The following is a 16,711-nucleotide window of genomic DNA, read 5'->3' as shown; positions in this document are numbered from 1 at the left end:
GGACCGCGACGGTCCGGGCCGTTCGTCGTGTCACCTGGCCTGGGCGAGCCACAGCGCGTCCGGGCCCGCCGGGAAGCGCAGCTGCCCGGTGGTGTCGTGCACGGCGCGCCACACCGCCTCGGCGACGTCCGTCTCGGTGGTGAACAGCTCCTGCGCCGTGAAGTCCGCCATCGCCCGCCCGGCCCAGGCCGCGTACGGCGCCGGGACCAGCGCGTCCGGCGGGGTGCCGCCGGTCGCCCGCTGCGCGAAGTTGGTGGTCAGGCAGGCGCCCGGCTGGACCGTCCGCGCCCGGACGCCGAAGGGCGCGAGCTCGAGGGCGAGCGAGGCGGTGAACCCCTCGACGGCCATCTTGCTCGCCTTGTAGAGCGCGGAGAGCGGCATGTGGCCGAGCACGACGCTGGAGGTCACGTTGACCACCACGCCGCTGCCGCGCTCACGGAACCCGGGCAGGACCGCCTGGGTGGTGGCCATCACGCCGAAGGTGTTGGTCTCGAAGACCTCCCGCACCCGGGACATCGGGGTCCCCTCGAACACCCCGATCGCGGGGATGCCGGCGTTGTTGACCAGCACGTCGACCGGCCCGGCGGCCGCCACGGCGGCGGCGATGCTCTCCGGCCGGGTCACGTCGAGTGCGAGCACCCGCAGCCGCTCGGAGTCCGGGAACAGCTCCGGGCGCGGGGTCCGCATCGTGGCGATGACGTTCCACCCGCGGTCGTGGAAGTGCAGGGCGGTCTGCCGGCCGTAGCCGGACGATGCGCCGGTGATCAGAACGGTGTCCATCGGGAAGCCTCCGAGGTGAGGGGTCCGTGATGCACGGTCTGCACGGTCGTGCTCCACGGGAGAACCAGTGATTCCAGTGAACCGCCCTGACCTGCGCGGATGATAGAACGATCCTCCCGAGCCCTTGCCCGATCCTCCCGACCCCGGCTCCCGGCCGCGCTCAGGGGAGAACGGCCTCCGGGGCCGGCCCGGCGTCCCGCAGCCGGGCCGCGTCCCGGCTCGGCGGCTCGCCGAACCGGCGGCGGTACTCCCGGCTGAACTGCGAGGCGCTGTCGTAGCCGACCCGCCGGCCGACCCCGGTCACGTCGCCCGGGTGGGTGGCCAGCAGCAACCGCGCCTCCTGCAGCCGGATCTGCTTCTGGAACTGGATCGGGCTCATCGCCGTCACCGCCTGGAAGCTGCGGTAGAAGGCCGAGACGCTGAGGCCGGACAGCCGCGCCACGTCCTCGACCCGGAACGGCTCGGCGTAGTGCTCGCGGATCCACCGCACCGCCCGGGAGACGTGGCTGAGCCCGCTGTCGGCCAGGCCCAGCTGGCGTACGGTCGCCCCCTGCTCCCCCGTGATCAGCCGCCACAGGATCTCGCGTTTGACCAGCGGCGCGAGCACCGCCCGGTCGCGCGGCCGGTCGAGCAGGCGCAGCAGCCGGACCACCGCGTCGAGCAGGTCCGCCGGTGCGTCGGCGACGGCGATGCCGGACGGGGCACCGCTGTCGCGCGGGAGGTCGCCGGGCCCGGCCTGCAGCAGCAGTTCGGCGACGGCGGACGGCTCGAGGAGCAGGCCGAACCCGAGCGCCGGGTGCCCTCGGCCGATCCGGGTGAACTGCCCGGTGACGGGCAGGTCGACCGAGGCGACCAGGTACTGCCCGGCGCCGTACTCGTAGACCCGGTCGCCGAGCGCCAGCCGTTTGGCGCCCTGGGCGATCACCGCGAGGACGGTGCCGGACATGGCGGGCGCCGGGGGATCCGACCGGTCGACCCTGGAGAGCAGGACGCCGTCGATGGCGGTGGTCGCGTCGGGCCTGGCGTGGCGCGCCACCAGGGTGCGGAGTTCGTCGAGGGACATGCCCCCATTGCAGCACCGCCCCGCGCCCGATTCCCGAGGGCGCGAGGATCGTGCAAGGACCGGCGAGCATCGTTCTAACGTCTGCGCAGGTCAGGCCGGTTGACTGGAGTCACCGCACTCCACCACCGGAAGGACCGATCCGATGAGCGTCACGTACGGGTTCCACGCCACCATGACCGCCGCCCCGGGCCTGGGCGGCCGGCTGGCCGACCTGCTGCTGACCGGGCTGGACGAGGGCAGCCCCGGCGCCGACGAGCACTGCCTGGTCTACCTCGTCTCGCGTTCCACCGGCGACCCCGACCGGGTCCACGTCGTCGAGGGGTGGACCAGCGAGGAGGACCACCACCGGGTGTTCGCCGGCCGGGCGGCGCAGGAGATCGTCGCGCGGGTCGGCGAACTGCTGGCCGGGGAACCGGAGTTCACCGACCAGGTGCCGGTCCGCGGCAAGGCCGCGGGCTGACCACCGCGGACTCCCCCGTCCTCCGAGCCCCCGCCCTCCGGTCCCCCGCCCTGCGATCCCCGTCGAACCGAAAGGCCCCGCGACCATGAACCCCGGCAGCACCCGCCCCGCCCTCGACCCCGAGCTGGCCGAACTCCTCGGCGGCATGCCCCTGATGACCGAACTGGACCCGGACCTGCTGGCCCGGCTGCGCCGGCACCCCGCCACCCCCGTCGAGACACTGCTCGCCCACCGGCCGGTCCGGCGGCGGGAGTTCACCGTGCCCGGCGCCGACGGCACACCGCTCCCGCTGACGGTCCTCGCCCCCGCCGGCGACGACCGCCCCGCCGCCGCTCCGTGCGTCTACTGGCTGCACGGCGGCGGGATGGTGATGGGCGACCGCTTCTCGCAGCTCGACATCCCGCTGGAGTGGTTCGACGAGTTCGGCGCGGTGGTGGCCACGGTCGACTACCGGCTTGCACCGGAGAGCGGCGGCAGCTCGCTGGTCGAGGACTGTTACCGGGGGCTGTGCTGGCTCGTCCGGCACGCCGGCGAACTCGGCATCGACCCCGCCCGGATCGTCGTCGCGGGCGCCAGCGCGGGCGGCGGCCTCGCCGCCGGCGTCGCCCTGCTCGCCCGCGACCTCGGCACCCCGGCCATCGCCGCGCAGGTCCTGATCTGTCCGATGCTCGACCACCGCAACTCCAGTACCTCCAGCCGCCAGTTCTCCGGCGTGCCCGGGGTCTGGACCCGTGAGATGAACGCGTTCGCCTGGCGGGCGGTCCTCGGCGACACCCCCGCCGACGAGGTCTCCCCGTACGTCTCCCCCGCCCGCGCCGAGGACCTCGGCGGTCTTCCCCCCGCCTATGTCGACACCGGCTCCGCGGAGGTGTTCCGCGACGAGGACACCGCCTACGCCACCCGCATCTGGGCGGCCGGCGGGCACGCCGAACTCCACGTGTGGGCGGGCGGCTTCCACGGCTTCGACGCCCTCCACCCCGGGGCGCGGATCTCGGCCACGGCCCGCCGTACCCGAACCGCCTGGCTCGCCCGGCTGCTCGACCGGATGTGACGCATACGCACCGCCCGCCCTCACCCGGGCGGCAGGCGGACCGCCGGACGGGCCGTCATCCCGTCCCCGCCGCCGCCGAGCTGACCGACCGCGATGACCGGCCGAGGCGACCGGCGCGCGCCGGGCCCGGCGGCACTGCCCCGGCCCGCCCGGTCCGGGAGCCCTCCAGCGCGGCGACCGGGGCCGCTCGACCCCGCACCCCCATCGTCCCTCCCACCAGGCCTCACTCACTCAGTGAGGCTAATCACTGCCTCGCGCTCTCGGCCCCGGACGCCGGGGCGGTGTACGTTCCTGCGACCAGCGGGTGGAGCACCCACCGCTGCCGCAGATGCCCGGTCAGCAGCGCCTCCGACGAGAGAGACACCAGACATGTCTGCACAGGTCCCGACCCATCACCCTCCCCAGCGCATCGGCGTGGTCGCCGAGTCGTCGTCCGGGGAGACCCGCGTCGCCGCGACACCCGCGACGGTGCGGCAGTTGCTCGACCTCGGCTACCAGGTCGTCGTCGAGTCGGAGGCCGGCGCGGCCTCCGGATTCACCGACGGGGCCTACACCGAGGCCGGCGCGACCATCGGCGACGCCTGGGCGGCCGACGTGGTCCTCAAGGTCAACGCGCCGTCGGGCGGCGAGATCGAGCGGCTGCGCGCGGACGCCACCGTCGTCGGGCTGCTCACGCCCGCGCAGCGCCCCGAACTGGTGGAGCAGCTGTCCGCGCGGGGCGTCACTGCGCTCGCGCTGGACGCCGTCCCGCGGATCTCCCGGGCCCAGTCGATGGACGTGCTGAGCTCGATGGCCAACATCGCGGGGTACCGGGCGGTGATCGAGGCGGCCCACGTGTTCGGACGCTTCTTCACCGGCCAGGTCACCGCCGCGGGCAAGGTGCCGCCGGCGAAGGTCCTGGTGGCGGGGGCCGGTGTGGCCGGGCTCGCCGCCATCGGCGCGGCGTCCAGCCTGGGCGCGATCGTCCGCGCCACCGACCCGCGGCCCGAGGTCGCGGACCAGGTCCGCTCGCTGGGCGGCGAGTACCTGGCCGTGAACGTCGTCCAGGAGGCGAGCACCGACGGGTACGCCAAGGCGACCTCCGCGGACTACGACCGCGCCGCCGCCGCGCTCTACCACGAGCAGGCCGCGGACGTGGACATCATCGTCACCACGGCGCTGATCCCCGGCCGGCCCGCCCCACGGCTGGTCACGGCCGCGGACGTGGCGGCGATGAAGCCGGGCAGCGTCATCGTCGACATGGCGGCCGCCCAGGGCGGCAACGTCGAGGGCACCGTGCCCGGCCGGGCGGTGGTCACCGACAACGGCGTCACCATCATCGGCTACACCGACCTGGCCGGCCGGCTGGCCACCCAGGCCTCGCAGTTGTTCGGCACCAACCTGGTGAACCTGCTGAAGCTGCTCACCCCCGGCAAGGACGGCCGGCTGGTCGTCGACTTCGAGGACGTGGTCCAGCGGGCCGTGACGGTGGTCCGGGCCGGCGAGGTCACCTGGCCGCCGCCGCCGGTCGCCGTGTCGGCGGCCCCCGCCGCCCCCGCGGCCCCCGCCGCGCCGGTGGCGGCGAAGGAGTCCCGGATCACCCCCGCGGTACGGTTCGGCCTGATCGGCCTGGGGATGCTGGCGGTCTTCCTGGTGATCGCCTTCGCGCCGACCCAACTCGCCGAGAACTTCACGGTGTTCGCGCTGGCGGTGGTGATCGGCTACTACGTCATCGGCAAGGTGCACCACGCGCTGCACACCCCGCTGATGTCGGTGACCAACGCGATCTCCGGAATCGTGGTGATCGGCGCGCTGGTGCAGATCGGGCACGAGAGCTGGATCGTGACCGCACTGTCGTGCGTCGCCGTGCTGCTGACGAGCGTGAACATCTTCGGAGGCTTCGCCGTCACCCGCCGCATGCTGAGCATGTTCTCGACTGCCCCCGAAAGGCGCTGAGCCCCGATGACTACCACCACGGCCTCCCACGCCGCGGACCTGGTCGCCGCCCTGCTGTTCATCCTCAGCCTCGCCGGGCTCTCCCAGCACCGGACCTCGCGGGCCGGGGTCGTCTACGGCATCGCCGGCATGGCCCTCGCGCTGGTCGCCACCATCGTGCTGGCGGCGCAGAGCATCACCGCCGGCGCGGTCGCCCTGATCGTCCTCGCGATGGTGCTCGGCGGCGCGGCGGGCCTGTGGCGGGCGCGGCGGGTCGAGATGACGCAGATGCCCGAACTCATCGCCGTCCTGCACAGTTTCGTCGGCCTCGCCGCCGTCCTGGTCGGCTGGAACGGCTACCTGGAGGTCGAGGCGCACGGCTCGGCCCAGACCCTGGTCTCCGGTGACCTGCTGGGCATCCACCACGCCGAGGTCTTCATCGGCATCTTCATCGGCGGGGTCACCTTCACCGGCTCGATCGTGGCCTTCCTCAAGCTGTCCGCCCGGATCGCCTCCCGCCCGCTGACGCTGCCCGGCAAGAACGTCCTCAACCTGGGCGCGCTGGCCGCGTTCGCGGGGCTCACCGCCTGGTTCACCACCAGCCCGGGCCTCGGGCTGATGGTCGCGGTGACCGTGCTGGCGCTGCTGCTCGGCTGGCACCTGGTCGCCTCGATCGGCGGCGGCGACATGCCCGTCGTCGTCTCGATGCTGAACAGCTACTCGGGCTGGGCCGCGGCCGCCGCCGGGTTCCTGCTCGACAACAACCTGCTGATCGTCACCGGGGCACTGGTCGGCTCCTCCGGCGCGTACCTGTCGTACATCATGTGCCGGGCGATGAACCGCTCCTTCATCTCGGTGATCGCCGGCGGCTTCGGCATCGAGGCGCCGTCGGGCGGCGAGGAGGAGCAGGGCGAGCACCGCGAGGTCCGCGCCGAGGAGGCCGCGGTGCTGCTGGCGCAGGCCCGGTCGGTGGTGATCACCCCCGGCTACGGCATGGCGGTGGCCCAGGCGCAGCACCCGGTGGCGGAGCTGACCCGGCGGCTGCGCGAGCGCGGCGTGGAGGTCCGCTTCGGCGTCCACCCGGTGGCCGGGCGCCTGCCGGGGCACATGAACGTGCTGCTGGCCGAGGCGAAGGTGCCGTACGACATCGTCCTGGAGATGGACGAGATCAACGACGACTTCGCCAAGACCGACGTCGTCCTGGTCATCGGCGCCAACGACACCGTCAACCCGGCCGCCACCGACGACCCCTCCAGCCCGATCGCCGGGATGCCGGTGCTGCGGGTGTGGGAGGCGGAGCAGGTGATCGTCTTCAAGCGCTCGATGGCGTCCGGCTACGCGGGCGTGCAGAATCCGCTGTTCTTCCGCGAGAACAGCAGCATGCTCTTCGGGGACGCCAAGCAGAGCGTGGACGCGATCCTCCAGGCCCTCCCCGACGACGCCCGGACCACCGCCACCCAGCCCGTCCGCCAGCACACCACGGCCGGCTAGACCGAGAACCCCGTCCACCCGGACCGCCCGCGGCCTCGTGCCCGGGCGGTCCGTCCGCGTCCTCAGGGCCGCCTGGTGCCGATCACCGTCGACAGGTCGGCGGCGAGTCTGACCTCGGTGGCGAGCAGCGCGGGATGCTCCAGCCACGCCAGCCGGGCACCGTCCGGCCTGCCCTCGTGCACCGGGGGCCACGCGGTCAACGGGGTGAAGTCGTCGATCACGATCGAGCCGCCGGGCGTCAGCAGGCGCTCGGGATCCGCGGCGGCACCCTGCTTGCCGTTGCCACCGCCGTCGACCACCAGCAGGTCGAAGGGGCCGTGGCCGTGGACGGCCGTCCAGTCACCGTGGACGATCTCCACCCCGGGTACGCCGGCGAACAGCTCGGACGTCAGCTCCACCAGCCGGCGGTCCCGCTCCACGCTCACCACCCGCACCCCCGGCCGGCGCCCGGCGATCAACCACGCCAGGCCGACACCGCACCCGGTGCCCGTCTCCCCGATGCGCGCCCGCGCGCCCGCGGCCAGCGCGGACAGCAGCCGCCCCTGCTCCGGCCGGCAGGACTTGGTGAACCCGATCCGCCGTGCGAGGTCCACGGCCTCCGCGACCAGCGCGGGCAGGCCAACCTCTCCCGCGTACCTGTCAGTACCCCGGACCGACACCGTGCCACCCCCTCCCCCGGACACCGACTGTAGGCGGCGCGGGCCACCGGAGTCGGCGGTTTCGGTGGGCGTGCTGCGCGCCCTGCGCAGGACCTGACGGCGCTCGCGATCTGCCCCGGGGGCGGCGCCGGCGCCGGCCTGAGCCGACCAGGTGAGCCACCACGCGTGGCGTCCCGGCCGTGCCCCCAGGGCCGCCGCCGCCCGCGGATCATGGGACTTCGCCGTTGGTCCCGACCACCGAGGAGTGCCGCCATGCCGACGATCACCACCAACGACGGCGTCTCGCTGCACTACTACGACGAGGGCGACGGGCAGCCCGTCCTGCTGATCCCCGGCTACGGCGCCCCCGCCGACGACTGGGCGCTGCAGTGGGCGCCCCTGCGCGCCGCCGGCCACCGCGTCATCTCGCTGGACCGCCGCTGGACCGGCCGGTCCGGCCGCCCGTGGTGGGGACAGCGCCTGTCCCGCCACGGCAAGGACCTCGGCGAACTCCTCACCCGGCTCGACCTGCACGCGGTGGTCGCCGTCGGCCAGTCCATGGGCGCCAGCACCATCTGGGCCCGCACCAGCCTCTGCGGGACCGACCGCCTCGCGGGGATCGTCACCGTCGACCAGACCCCCAGGATGGTCAACGCCCCCGACTGGCCGTACGGCTTCTACGGCCTGACCGACGAGAACCTCGGGACGTTCTTCACCTCCCCCGAGGCCTTCGCCACCGGCCACGGCCGGCCCTGGCCCGACCCCGCCGACCTGGACGCCCGGATCAAGGCAGCCGGCGGCCGCGGCGCCGAGAGCCTGATCACTCCGGAGACCTACCCCCTCCTGCTCGACCACTCCCGTCAGGACTGGCGCGACGAGGTCACCCGCGCCGAGGTCCCGATCCTCGTCATCGCCGGCGCCGACAGCCAGTTCTGGCCCAGCGCCCACGCCGGGGCGACCGCCGCCCTCAACCCGCGCGCCACCGCCGCCGTGATCGCCGACGCCGGCCACACCACCCACCTCGACCAGCCGGACGCCGTCAACCGGCACCTGCTCGCCTTCGCCGCCTCGGTCCGCTGACACCGGCCTGCGGGAGCCTTCACGACGGATTCCGAATTTTCGGAGCTTTCCCCATCCCCGCAGGTCAGCGCGTATGTACGGCCGCCCCGGGGCGCTCTACCCACCGAGGGTGACCTGGATCCGCTACGGATTTCGTGCACACTGGGCAGCGGGCCGCTGATGTCCCGCCCCTCCGGCCGGCGGCACCGTACCCACGGTGCCGGTCCGGACCGCTCATCCCCTGCCGGGCTTCGATCACCGGCAGACCTCCACAGGCTCACCCGCCGCAGGAGAACCCGTGCCCGGCCACCCAGCGCCGCGCACCTCGCGACATCGACCCCACGTGATACCGCTCTACCGAGGAACATCACCCATGACCCACGGAGCCCACCCCCACGCTCCCGCCCCGCACGCCGACATCGACCTGGCCCGCCACTGCGCCGACTGCCGCGGCTGGGGAACCGTGATCACCCCGGACGGCCGCCACGAGCTGTGCCCCACCTGCCAGCGCCCCGGAGAGACATACTCGTCGCCCGTCCGGGCCTAGTCTGCGGTCATGGCGATCAACGGCTTCGCGACCACCGAGTTCCAGCTGGTGCTGCTGCGCCGGATGGCCGACTTCCACCCGGAGCTGGTGGAGCAGGCGGTGCACCGGCTCGGAGCGGCCCGTGGCGACCTCCGGGAGGCGAACAAGCGCTGGCAGGCGATGATCCGCTCGAGCCGCTTCCCGCACGGCGCCCGCCGCTACGCCGCGGTCCTCGGCCCACCCGAGGCGGTCCTCCCCCGCCGGATCGGCGACCTCGACTGCACGGCGCAGCAGTGGGAACTCCCGCTCTGGCCCGGTCTGCGCTTCGAGATCCTGCTCGGACCGGCCGGCGCGGGGGCCCCGCCGTGGAACGAGTGGCTGGTCCGCGCGCCGGGGGTCCCGGCGCCGACGCTGCGCTCGCTCGCGGACCTGACCCCGTGGAGCTGCGTCGTCTCGGACGTCGCGGCGGCCTTCCCGCCCGCCGTACCGCGCGAGGGCAGTGCACCGACCCGGTGGCAGCTCGACCTCACCGCACCCGACGCGAGCGGGCGGCCGCGCCCGTGCACCGCCGACTTCACCTGGGGCCTCCTCCAGGAGGTACGGGTCCGGGACGCAGGGGTCCCGGACGCAGAGGTCCGGGAGGTACGCGTCGACACCGGCGGTGAGGCGGCTGCGCCGGGCGGGTGAACCCCGGACGCCGACGCCGGGGCCCGCCGACTCCCCAGGAACACCGGGCCCGCGACACGACCGCGGCACGGGCCCGGCGCAGCGCCGACGGCGCGGCCGGGCGCGCCATTCTGGTGATCATGTCCGACGACAAGCACCGTGCCACCGCCGAGGCCGTCCTCCCGCTGGTCGGGGGCGCCGCCAACGTCCACTCCGTCGCCCACTGCATGACCCGGCTGCGGCTCGGCCTGCGTGACCGGTCCCTGGTGGACGAGGAGGGGCTCCGCGCGCTTCCCGCGGTGCTGGGCGTGGTGGAGGACGACACCTATCAGATCGTGCTCGGCCCGGGCGTCGTCTCCCGCGTGACCCCCGAGCTGCGGGCTCTGCTCGACGGAGGCCTGCCCGACGGGGCCCTGCCCGACGGGCGGCGGGACCACGGGCGCCCCGATACCCCCGATACCCCCGGTGCCCCCGCTGCCCCGCCCCCCGTCGGCGCCGGGGAGCTGGCCCGGCGGGGCGCGGCGATCAGGGCGCAGGCCGGCGCCGGGCGGGCGGCGCCGGTCCGGCGGGTGCTCGGCCGGATCGCGAGCGTCTTCGTGCCGCTGATCCCCGCGCTGATCGGTTGCGGCATCGTGGCCGCCGTCAACGGCGCGCTCGTCAACCTGGGTTGGGCCCCCGCGCTGGTGCCTGCCCTCACCGCGATCTCGGCGGGGTTCATGTCCCTGCTCACGGTCTTCGTCGGCTACACCACCGCGAAGGAGTTCGGCGGCACACCGGTGCTGGGCGGCGCCGTGGCCAGTGTGATCGTGTACGCGGGGGTCTCCAAGGTGGAGGTCCTCGGCCACCAGCTCGTACCGGGCCGGGGCGGGGTGATCGGGGCGCTCGCCGCCGCGCTGCTGGCGGTGCAGGTCGAACGGTGGACCCGGCGGGTGATGCCCGACGGCCTCGACGTCCTGCTCACCCCGACCGTCACCGTGCTGGTCACCGGCCTGGTGACGCTGTTCGGCCTGATGTTCGTGGCGGGAGAGGTCTCCTCGGCGATCGGCGAGCTCGCCACCTGGCTGCTGGCCCACGGTGGTGCGCTGGCGGGGCTGCTGCTCGGTGGGCTGTTCCTCCCCCTGGTGATGTTCGGCCTGCACCAGGCGCTGATCCCGATCCACACCACGCTGATCCAGCAGCACGGGTCCACCGAGCTGCTGCCGATCCTCGCGATGGCCGGGGCCGGGCAGGTCGGCTGCGCCGTCGCCGTCTTCCTGCGGCTACGGGGCAACGCGTCGGTCAGGGCGACCATCAGGTCCGCGCTCCCGGCGGCCCTGCTCGGCGTAGGCGAGCCGCTGATCTACGGGGTGTCGCTCCCGCTGGGGCGCCCGTTCGTCACGGCCTGTCTGGGCGGGGCGTGCGGCGGGGCCGTCGTCGGGCTGCTGGGGCAGCTCGGTGCCACCGTCGGCGCGACCGCCATCGGCCCGTCCGGCTGGGCGCTGTTCCCCCTGCTGACCGGCTCACGCGGCTTCCTGGTGAGCGCGGCCGTCTACGCCGCGGGCCTGGCGACCGGATACACCACCGGCCTGCTGGCCACGTACTACTTCGGCTTCACCCGGGAGATGCTGGACGAACTCGGTGCCGTCCCGCCGCCGCCCCGCGGCCCCGCCATCCGCACCGACGCCCCCGCCGCGGACGCCGCCCGCGACGAACCGGCGCTCCCGAAGCCGTAGCGACGGCCCTGCGCCCGGGTGTCCGGTCAGCAGTGGCAGAGGAGTTGGACGATCAGCGCGTCCTCGGGCAGTGCGCGCAGGTAGGCGTCGGCGAGCCGCCAGTACGCCTCCGGCTCGGACTCCTCCGGGCGGGGACTGCCGAGGGAGCGCAGGTTCCAGGGGTCGGCCCACTGCCCGTCGAGGGTCAGCAGTGCGTACGTGGGCACGGCCGTGGCCGCCGCACGCTCGACGAAGTCGTGCTCGCCGCAGGCGAAGAGAGCAACGGGGTCCTGGGACAGGTAGCTGTTGGGGTAGTGCCGGTCGCCGCCCTCGACCGCGTACTGGGCGAGCGCCTGGACCAGGGGCTGGGCGAGGTGCTCGCGCCTGGCCCGGTCCGCCTCGGGCGAGTGGACGCCGGGGGCGGCGCCGTGGCGCGCGCGGAACGCCGACAGCGGCTCGGCAGGCGGGTGCTCGGCGGAGAAGCGGGCCCACACGGCCCAGGTGGCCGCCGCGTCCGCCGCGCTGATCGCACGCATGCCCGCCAGGTCGAGCAGGCCGCGCGGCCCGCCGTCGCAGCGCAGCGACCCCTGCGGACGGGGCTCGTCGTTCGGCCGGGCCGGCCGGTGGACGAGCCGGGCGTCCCCGGCGTACTCGGGCCGGACGACCAGGTTGTCCTGGCCGGATATCTGCCACCCGTCCCATTCGCCCTGCGGGTTGTATCCCTCTTCCCCGGTGGCCGGGTCGACGTTCTGGTCGAAGGGGCGCATCGCCGCCGCGATGGCGGAGGCGGGATGGTCCACGGCGGCCGGGGGGAGACAGACCGTCACTCTGAACTTCGCCATGCTTCCTCCATGATCATCCGACTGCGCGCGGGCCAGGATATCGACCCGGCGCGGCGCTGGCGGTGGCCGGCGGTCCGGGCCCGGCACCCGGGGCCGCCGGGGGCGGCCACCGGGTCCCTCCGTTCCGGAGGCGGCGGGTCAGTCGGCGGCGTTGCGCATCCGCCGGGCGCGGCGCTCGCGGGCCAGCCGTTCGCGGCGCTGTTCGGCGGCGCCCTCCGGCAGCAGGACCGGTACCCGGTGCGGCTGCCCGTCCGCGTCGACGGCGACGAAGACCAGCTGGGCCGTCGCCACCCTGGTCACCGGTCCGGTGAGGTTCCAGCGTTCCGCCGTCACCACCACCGAGACGTCCATCGAGGTCCGGCCGGCGTGGTCGACCCGGGCACGGACCGTCAGGAGGTCACCGGCCCGGACCGGCGCGAGGAAGGACATCTCCTCCACCGAGACGGTGACCGCGGGCACGCCGGCGTGCCGGCCGGCGGCGGCGGCCGCGGCGTCGTCGATCAGCTTCATCACGACGCCGCCGTGCACCGTCCCGTAGAGGTTGGTGTCGTGCTCGCTCATGATGTGCGCGAGGGTGACCGCCGAGTCGGTCGGCGTCCGGGAGACGGCAGGGGGCATCGTCACGGCGCCACCACCCCGCGGCTCGTCGGCACGGCGGCGGTCGCGGCCCTGGTGGCGCGCCGGCGGTAGGTCTGCTTCACGGAACTCTCCTTCGCGAGTTCGTGAGCCCCGGGGCGCGAAGGAGCAGGAGGTACGGGATCGCCGTCCCTCCCCGCCGCCGACCCGCCCTCGGGGTCCGGTGAGACCGCGGACCACTGCGGTCCACGGGCAGCGGCAGGTCTTCGGACTCGCGGGCGCGCCCGCCCTGTGAAGGGCGGACACCTACTGGCCGTCGCTTCCCGGGCCCGGTACGGGCCCAGTGCGTATGACGGCGGTCGTTCCCGCTCACCGCTGCGGGGCAGCCCCGGATTCCCACCGGGTTCCCTCTTGCGACGCGCCTGCCTGGCGGACAGGGCGAACCAGCTGCGCAGGCCACTCTACGGTCGTCACCGCAGATCAGAACCGGCGGGCAGGGCCCGGACGCTACGCCCCCGGCCGCCGCGCGGCACGACCGGCGCCGAAAGGCGGTGGGCACGCCCTCGCTCCTAGCATGGAACGAGACGGTGGCGGCCCCGACCGAGGCGAGGTGTCCGGTGAACGAGCAGAGCATGATCGAGACGATCAGGTCGGTCTACGAGGCCTTCGGCAGCGGCGACCTGCCGGGGATCCTGGCCAGACTGGACGACGAGGTCGACTGGGCCTCGGAGACCACGTCGACCGCGGCGCCGTGGTACGGCGTCCGCCACGGGAAGGCCGAAGTGGCGGACTTCTTCGAGCAGTTCGGTTCGACCATGGCGGTGCAGGAGTTCACCCCGCTGTCCTTCGCCGCGAACGACAGCGACGTGCTGAGCGTGGTGCGGATGCGGGCCGAACACCGGGCCAGCGGCCGGGTCCTGGCGATGGACCTGCACCACCGCTTCACCTTCCGCGACGGGAAGATCGTCTACTACCGCGGCACCGAGGACACCGCCCAGACCGAGGCCGCCTTCCGGCCCTGACGCCCGGGGCCGCCCCGCGGGGCGGCGCCCCGGCGCCGGGGCGCCCGGTGCGAGCGGGCGCCCCGGCGTACGGTCCGTCAGGCGTTCTTGGCGGCGGCGAAGCGGGTGGCGACGTCGTTCCAGTTGACGACGTCCCAGAGCTTGGTGACGTAGTCCGGGCGGACGTTCTTGTACTGCAGGTAGTAGGCGTGCTCCCAGGCGTCGAAGGCCAGCAGCGGGGTGGTGCCCTGGCCGACGTTGCCGTGGTGGTCGTAGACCTGCTCGACGATCAGGCGCCGGCCCAGCGGCTCCCAGGACAGGATGCCCCAACCCGAGCCCTGGACACCGACGGTGGCGGTGGTGAGCTGCTTGCGGAACGCCTCGAAGCCGCCGAAGTGCTCCTCGATCGCGGTGCCCAGCTCACCATCGGGGCGGTCGCCGCCGTCCGGGGAGAGGTTCTCCCAGAACAGCGAGTGCAGCACATGGCCCGACAGGTGGAACGCCAGCGTCTTCTGCAGGCCCACCAGGCCGCCGAACTGCTCCTTGTCACGGGCCTCGGCCAGCTGCTCCAGGGTGTCGTTGGCGCCCTTGACGTACGCCGCGTGGTGCTTCGAGTGGTGCAGCTCCAGGATCTCGGCGGTCATCGCCGCCTCGAGCGCGGAGTAGTCGTACGGCAGATCGGGAAGTGAGTACGCGCCCATCAGGACACAGTTCCTTTCAACGGTGACGGTCATGCCGAACCCACACTATTGCGTATCACTTGCACCTGCGAACAACATGCCCCTGAACGTCGCCCCGGCCACCCCGACCGGCCCCTCCCGGGCAGTGCGATGATGAATCGACCTTGAGGTGCAGACCGGGCCGAGGTGCCGGATGCGAGTGGAGAACGGGAGTGTGACGGTGGACGAGGCCGGGGAGAGACGCCCGCACGGCGAGCTCGTCGCCGAGGTCCTGGCGGTCCTGTGGTCGGCCTCCGGGCCGCTGACCCCGGTGGAGGTGAACGCCGCGATCGGCCGGGGCCTGGCGCGGACCACGGTGACGACCATCCTGACCCGGCTCTGCGAGAAGGGGACGGTGGTGCGGACCCGCTCCGGGCGGGGATTCGCGTACTCGCCGGCCGACGACGCGGCCGGGCTGGCCGCGGGCCGGATGCGCCGGGAACTCGAGCGCGAGCCGCAGCGCGACCTGGTGCTGAAGCGCTTCGTGTCCTCGCTCTCCGAGGACGACGAGGACCTGCTGCGCCGCCTGCTGCTGGACGCCGGGGACGACCGGTGATCCTCGCCCTGGTGCCCGTCGGGCTCGCCCTCGCCCTCCCCTGGTGCGCGGCGCCGGCCGTGCGCCGGCTGGCCGGGCTGCTCCCGCCCCGGCAGGCGTCCGCGGTGCTCGCGGGCGCCGGGGCGCTGCTCGCCGGAGGTACGGTCGCGGCCCTGGTCGGCCTGTTCCATGTGCCGTTCCTGGCGCGGCTGGAGCGGATCCCGCTGCACACGGTGGCGGCTGCCTGGCCGCTGGTGCTGCCGGTGTCCGCCGTGGCGGGCGTGGTGCTCGTCGTGCAGGCGGCGGTGCTGCTGCGGCGCTGGTTCGAGCACCGGCGCCTGCTCGAGCGGGCCTGGACCTCGGTCCGGGGCGCGGTCCCGGACGGCGATCTGCTGGTGGTCCACAGTGCGGATCCGGAGGCGTTCGCGCTGCCCGCGTTCCGTGGCCGCGAAGGGCGGGTCGTGGTCACGACCGGGATGCTCGGTGTGCTCGGTCCGGCCGAGCAGGACGTGCTGTTCGCCCACGAGCGGGCGCACCTGGCCGGGCGGCACCACCTACTGTCGGTGATCGCCTACCTGGCGGCGGCGGTCCACCCCGCGCTGCGCCCGCTCCGTCCCGACCTGGACTTCCACCTGGAGCGCTGGGCCGACGAGGCGGCGGCCGCGGCGGTGGACAGCCGGAAGCGGGCCGCCACCGCGATCGCGCGGGCGGCGCTGGCGGCCGTCCCGGCCGGCCGGCGGTCCAGGGGTCTCGGGGCGCTGGCGTCGGTGGGCAGCGGGCCGGTGCCCCGGCGGGTCGAGGCGCTGCTGGCGGCGGCGCCGTCCGGGCCGGGCGGCCGCCGCGGGCGGGCCGCGGTGGCGGCCCTCGGTACGGCGGTCGTGGTGTCGGCGCTGCTGGGCCTGCTCCTGGCGTACGGTCTGCACGAGTACGTGGAGTGGGCCGCGGCGGGGTTGCGCGGGGCCTGACCGGCGCGAATGACGACATCGATGTAGACCGATGGCCGTGGCGCACGTATGGTTGGCCCCGGTTTACTTCGCGGGCCGTGCCGTGCGCGTGGAGCGCCGCGTGAGCCCGGGGGCGATGACGCCCTCCCGGTCCGGTGCACGGCCGCCCGGCTGTCGAGGCAGGCATCCCCACGCGGTCCGGGCCGGAGGACTCCCCTCCGTAGCGATGGGACAGGGCGTGTACGACAGGCGGGGCGGACCGACGAGTCCCTCCGAGTGGACCGTTCGTCTGCTGGCCGAGACCGGTCGCGCGGTGGAGACCCTGCTGGCGGGACGGCTGCGGGCGCGCGGGCTGGCGTCCCTGCACCGGTCGGTCCTGGAGGTGCTCGCCGAGCACGGTCCGCATGCCCGCACCGATCTCGCCCGGCAGTTGGCCGTGGACGGACCCGGCCTCGCCTCGGCGGTCGAGGACCTCGTGGCCCGGGGCATGGCGCAGGTCCTGGTGGTGCACATCGGCGGCCGGCAGGAGGTGGTCACCGTCACCGAGGCCGGGAAGGCCGCCCTGGGCGCGGCCCTGGACGACGCCCGGGCCGTGCAGGATCTGGTGCTGGGGCCGCTGACCCGGGGCGAGCGCACCCAACTGCAGTACATGCTGCGGCGGGTCTGCGCGGCGGCGCAGCGGGCCGCCGCCGACCCGGCCTCCTCCTGAGGGCCGGGGCCGGGGCACACCGGCCACCGGACACCGCACCGCCGCG

18 protein-coding genes and 1 riboswitch are annotated in these 16,711 nt (G+C 74.3%); of the genes, 12 read left to right on the top strand and 6 right to left on the bottom strand.

The features are described 5' to 3' along the window. Positions 1 to 30: 30 nt before the first annotated feature. Complete coding sequence (locus AC2TEW_RS06055; protein WP_484622266.1) at positions 31 to 780, bottom strand: SDR family oxidoreductase; 750 nt, start codon at positions 778 to 780, stop codon at positions 31 to 33. A 160-nt stretch (positions 781 to 940) separates the two neighbouring features. After that, positions 941 to 1,843 (bottom strand): AraC family transcriptional regulator, encoded by a 903-nt coding sequence (locus AC2TEW_RS06050; RefSeq protein ID WP_484622265.1) that lies wholly within the window; start codon positions 1,841 to 1,843, stop codon positions 941 to 943. Positions 1,844 to 1,985: 142 nt separating this feature from the next. On the opposite strand from AC2TEW_RS06050, the gene AC2TEW_RS06045 reads away from it, so the two are divergent. From AC2TEW_RS06045 to pntB, 4 genes are all read left to right on the top strand, one after another. Continuing rightward, a complete protein-coding gene (locus AC2TEW_RS06045) occupies positions 1,986 to 2,303 on the top strand; it encodes a putative quinol monooxygenase (RefSeq protein WP_484622264.1) in 318 nt (105 codons plus the stop codon). 85 nt (positions 2,304 to 2,388) lie between these two features. Further along, positions 2,389 to 3,354 carry an alpha/beta hydrolase fold domain-containing protein gene (locus AC2TEW_RS06040; RefSeq protein WP_484622263.1) on the top strand — a complete coding sequence of 322 codons (966 nt, stop codon included), beginning with the start codon at positions 2,389 to 2,391 and terminating at the stop codon, positions 3,352 to 3,354. A 369-nt stretch (positions 3,355 to 3,723) separates the two neighbouring features. After that, positions 3,724 to 5,289: a Re/Si-specific NAD(P)(+) transhydrogenase subunit alpha gene (locus AC2TEW_RS06035; RefSeq protein ID WP_484622262.1), complete on the top strand. Its 1,566-nt coding sequence runs from the start codon at positions 3,724 to 3,726 to the stop codon at positions 5,287 to 5,289. Between the two features lie 6 nt (positions 5,290 to 5,295). Further along, on the top strand, positions 5,296 to 6,759 hold the full coding sequence (gene pntB / locus AC2TEW_RS06030) for a Re/Si-specific NAD(P)(+) transhydrogenase subunit beta (protein WP_484622261.1): 1,464 nt from the start codon (positions 5,296 to 5,298) through the stop codon (positions 6,757 to 6,759). Positions 6,760 to 6,821: 62 nt separating this feature from the next. Here pntB and AC2TEW_RS06025 read toward each other — a convergent pair whose 3' ends face one another. Beyond that, on the bottom strand, positions 6,822 to 7,352 hold the full coding sequence (locus AC2TEW_RS06025) for an O-methyltransferase (protein ID WP_484622260.1): 531 nt from the start codon (positions 7,350 to 7,352) through the stop codon (positions 6,822 to 6,824). A 318-nt stretch (positions 7,353 to 7,670) separates the two neighbouring features. Between AC2TEW_RS06025 and AC2TEW_RS06020 the strand changes: the two genes are divergently transcribed. The 4 genes from AC2TEW_RS06020 to AC2TEW_RS06005 all read left to right on the top strand — a co-directional run bounded on the left by AC2TEW_RS06020 (position 7,671) and on the right by AC2TEW_RS06005 (position 11,360). Next, positions 7,671 to 8,477 (top strand): alpha/beta fold hydrolase, encoded by an 807-nt coding sequence (locus tag AC2TEW_RS06020; RefSeq protein ID WP_484622259.1) that lies wholly within the window; start codon positions 7,671 to 7,673, stop codon positions 8,475 to 8,477. A 352-nt stretch (positions 8,478 to 8,829) separates the two neighbouring features. After that, positions 8,830 to 9,003, top strand: coding sequence for a hypothetical protein (locus AC2TEW_RS06015; RefSeq protein WP_484622258.1), 174 nt, complete (start codon positions 8,830 to 8,832; stop codon positions 9,001 to 9,003). A gap of 9 nt (positions 9,004 to 9,012) precedes the next feature. Beyond that, entirely contained in the window at positions 9,013 to 9,669 is a 657-nt protein-coding gene (locus AC2TEW_RS06010) for a hypothetical protein (protein WP_484622257.1), read from the top strand. A gap of 119 nt (positions 9,670 to 9,788) precedes the next feature. Next, on the top strand, positions 9,789 to 11,360 hold the full coding sequence (locus AC2TEW_RS06005; RefSeq protein ID WP_484622256.1) for a PTS transporter subunit EIIC: 1,572 nt from the start codon (positions 9,789 to 9,791) through the stop codon (positions 11,358 to 11,360). A gap of 26 nt (positions 11,361 to 11,386) precedes the next feature. Here AC2TEW_RS06005 and AC2TEW_RS06000 read toward each other — a convergent pair whose 3' ends face one another. Both AC2TEW_RS06000 and AC2TEW_RS05995 read right to left on the bottom strand, forming a co-directional pair. Continuing rightward, the gene (locus tag AC2TEW_RS06000) at positions 11,387 to 12,181 is read right to left on the bottom strand and encodes a hypothetical protein (RefSeq protein WP_484622255.1); all 795 of its coding nucleotides are present in this window, start codon (positions 12,179 to 12,181) and stop codon (positions 11,387 to 11,389) included. Between the two features lie 138 nt (positions 12,182 to 12,319). Beyond that, positions 12,320 to 12,799 (bottom strand): acyl-CoA thioesterase, encoded by a 480-nt coding sequence (locus AC2TEW_RS05995; RefSeq protein WP_484622400.1) that lies wholly within the window; start codon positions 12,797 to 12,799, stop codon positions 12,320 to 12,322. 198 nt (positions 12,800 to 12,997) lie between these two features. Then, positions 12,998 to 13,221: riboswitch (cobalamin riboswitch) on the bottom strand. A gap of 153 nt (positions 13,222 to 13,374) precedes the next feature. Here AC2TEW_RS05995 and AC2TEW_RS05990 point away from each other — a divergent pair. Continuing rightward, positions 13,375 to 13,779: a nuclear transport factor 2 family protein gene (locus AC2TEW_RS05990; RefSeq protein WP_484622254.1), complete on the top strand. Its 405-nt coding sequence runs from the start codon at positions 13,375 to 13,377 to the stop codon at positions 13,777 to 13,779. 77 nt (positions 13,780 to 13,856) lie between these two features. On the opposite strand, the gene AC2TEW_RS05985 is transcribed toward AC2TEW_RS05990, so the two are convergent. Further along, a complete protein-coding gene (locus AC2TEW_RS05985; RefSeq protein WP_484622399.1) occupies positions 13,857 to 14,459 on the bottom strand; it encodes a superoxide dismutase in 603 nt (200 codons plus the stop codon). A 172-nt stretch (positions 14,460 to 14,631) separates the two neighbouring features. Between AC2TEW_RS05985 and AC2TEW_RS05980 the strand changes: the two genes are divergently transcribed. The 3 genes from AC2TEW_RS05980 to AC2TEW_RS05970 all read left to right on the top strand — a co-directional run bounded on the left by AC2TEW_RS05980 (position 14,632) and on the right by AC2TEW_RS05970 (position 16,665). Continuing rightward, positions 14,632 to 15,033 (top strand): BlaI/MecI/CopY family transcriptional regulator, encoded by a 402-nt coding sequence (locus tag AC2TEW_RS05980; RefSeq protein WP_484622253.1) that lies wholly within the window; start codon positions 14,632 to 14,634, stop codon positions 15,031 to 15,033. Next, positions 15,030 to 15,977 carry a M48 family metalloprotease gene (locus AC2TEW_RS05975; RefSeq protein WP_484622252.1) on the top strand — a complete coding sequence of 316 codons (948 nt, stop codon included), beginning with the start codon at positions 15,030 to 15,032 and terminating at the stop codon, positions 15,975 to 15,977. The genes AC2TEW_RS05980 and AC2TEW_RS05975 overlap by 4 nt, the downstream gene beginning before the upstream one ends. A gap of 217 nt (positions 15,978 to 16,194) precedes the next feature. Continuing rightward, a complete protein-coding gene (locus AC2TEW_RS05970; RefSeq protein ID WP_484622251.1) occupies positions 16,195 to 16,665 on the top strand; it encodes a winged helix DNA-binding protein in 471 nt (156 codons plus the stop codon). Positions 16,666 to 16,711 lie beyond the last annotated feature (46 nt).

Source organism: Kitasatospora sp. NEAU-CNBT7, assembly GCF_057220535.1.
The sequence above is the reverse complement of the archived record's forward strand: the minus strand, read 5'-3'. Positions and strand labels throughout refer to the sequence as shown.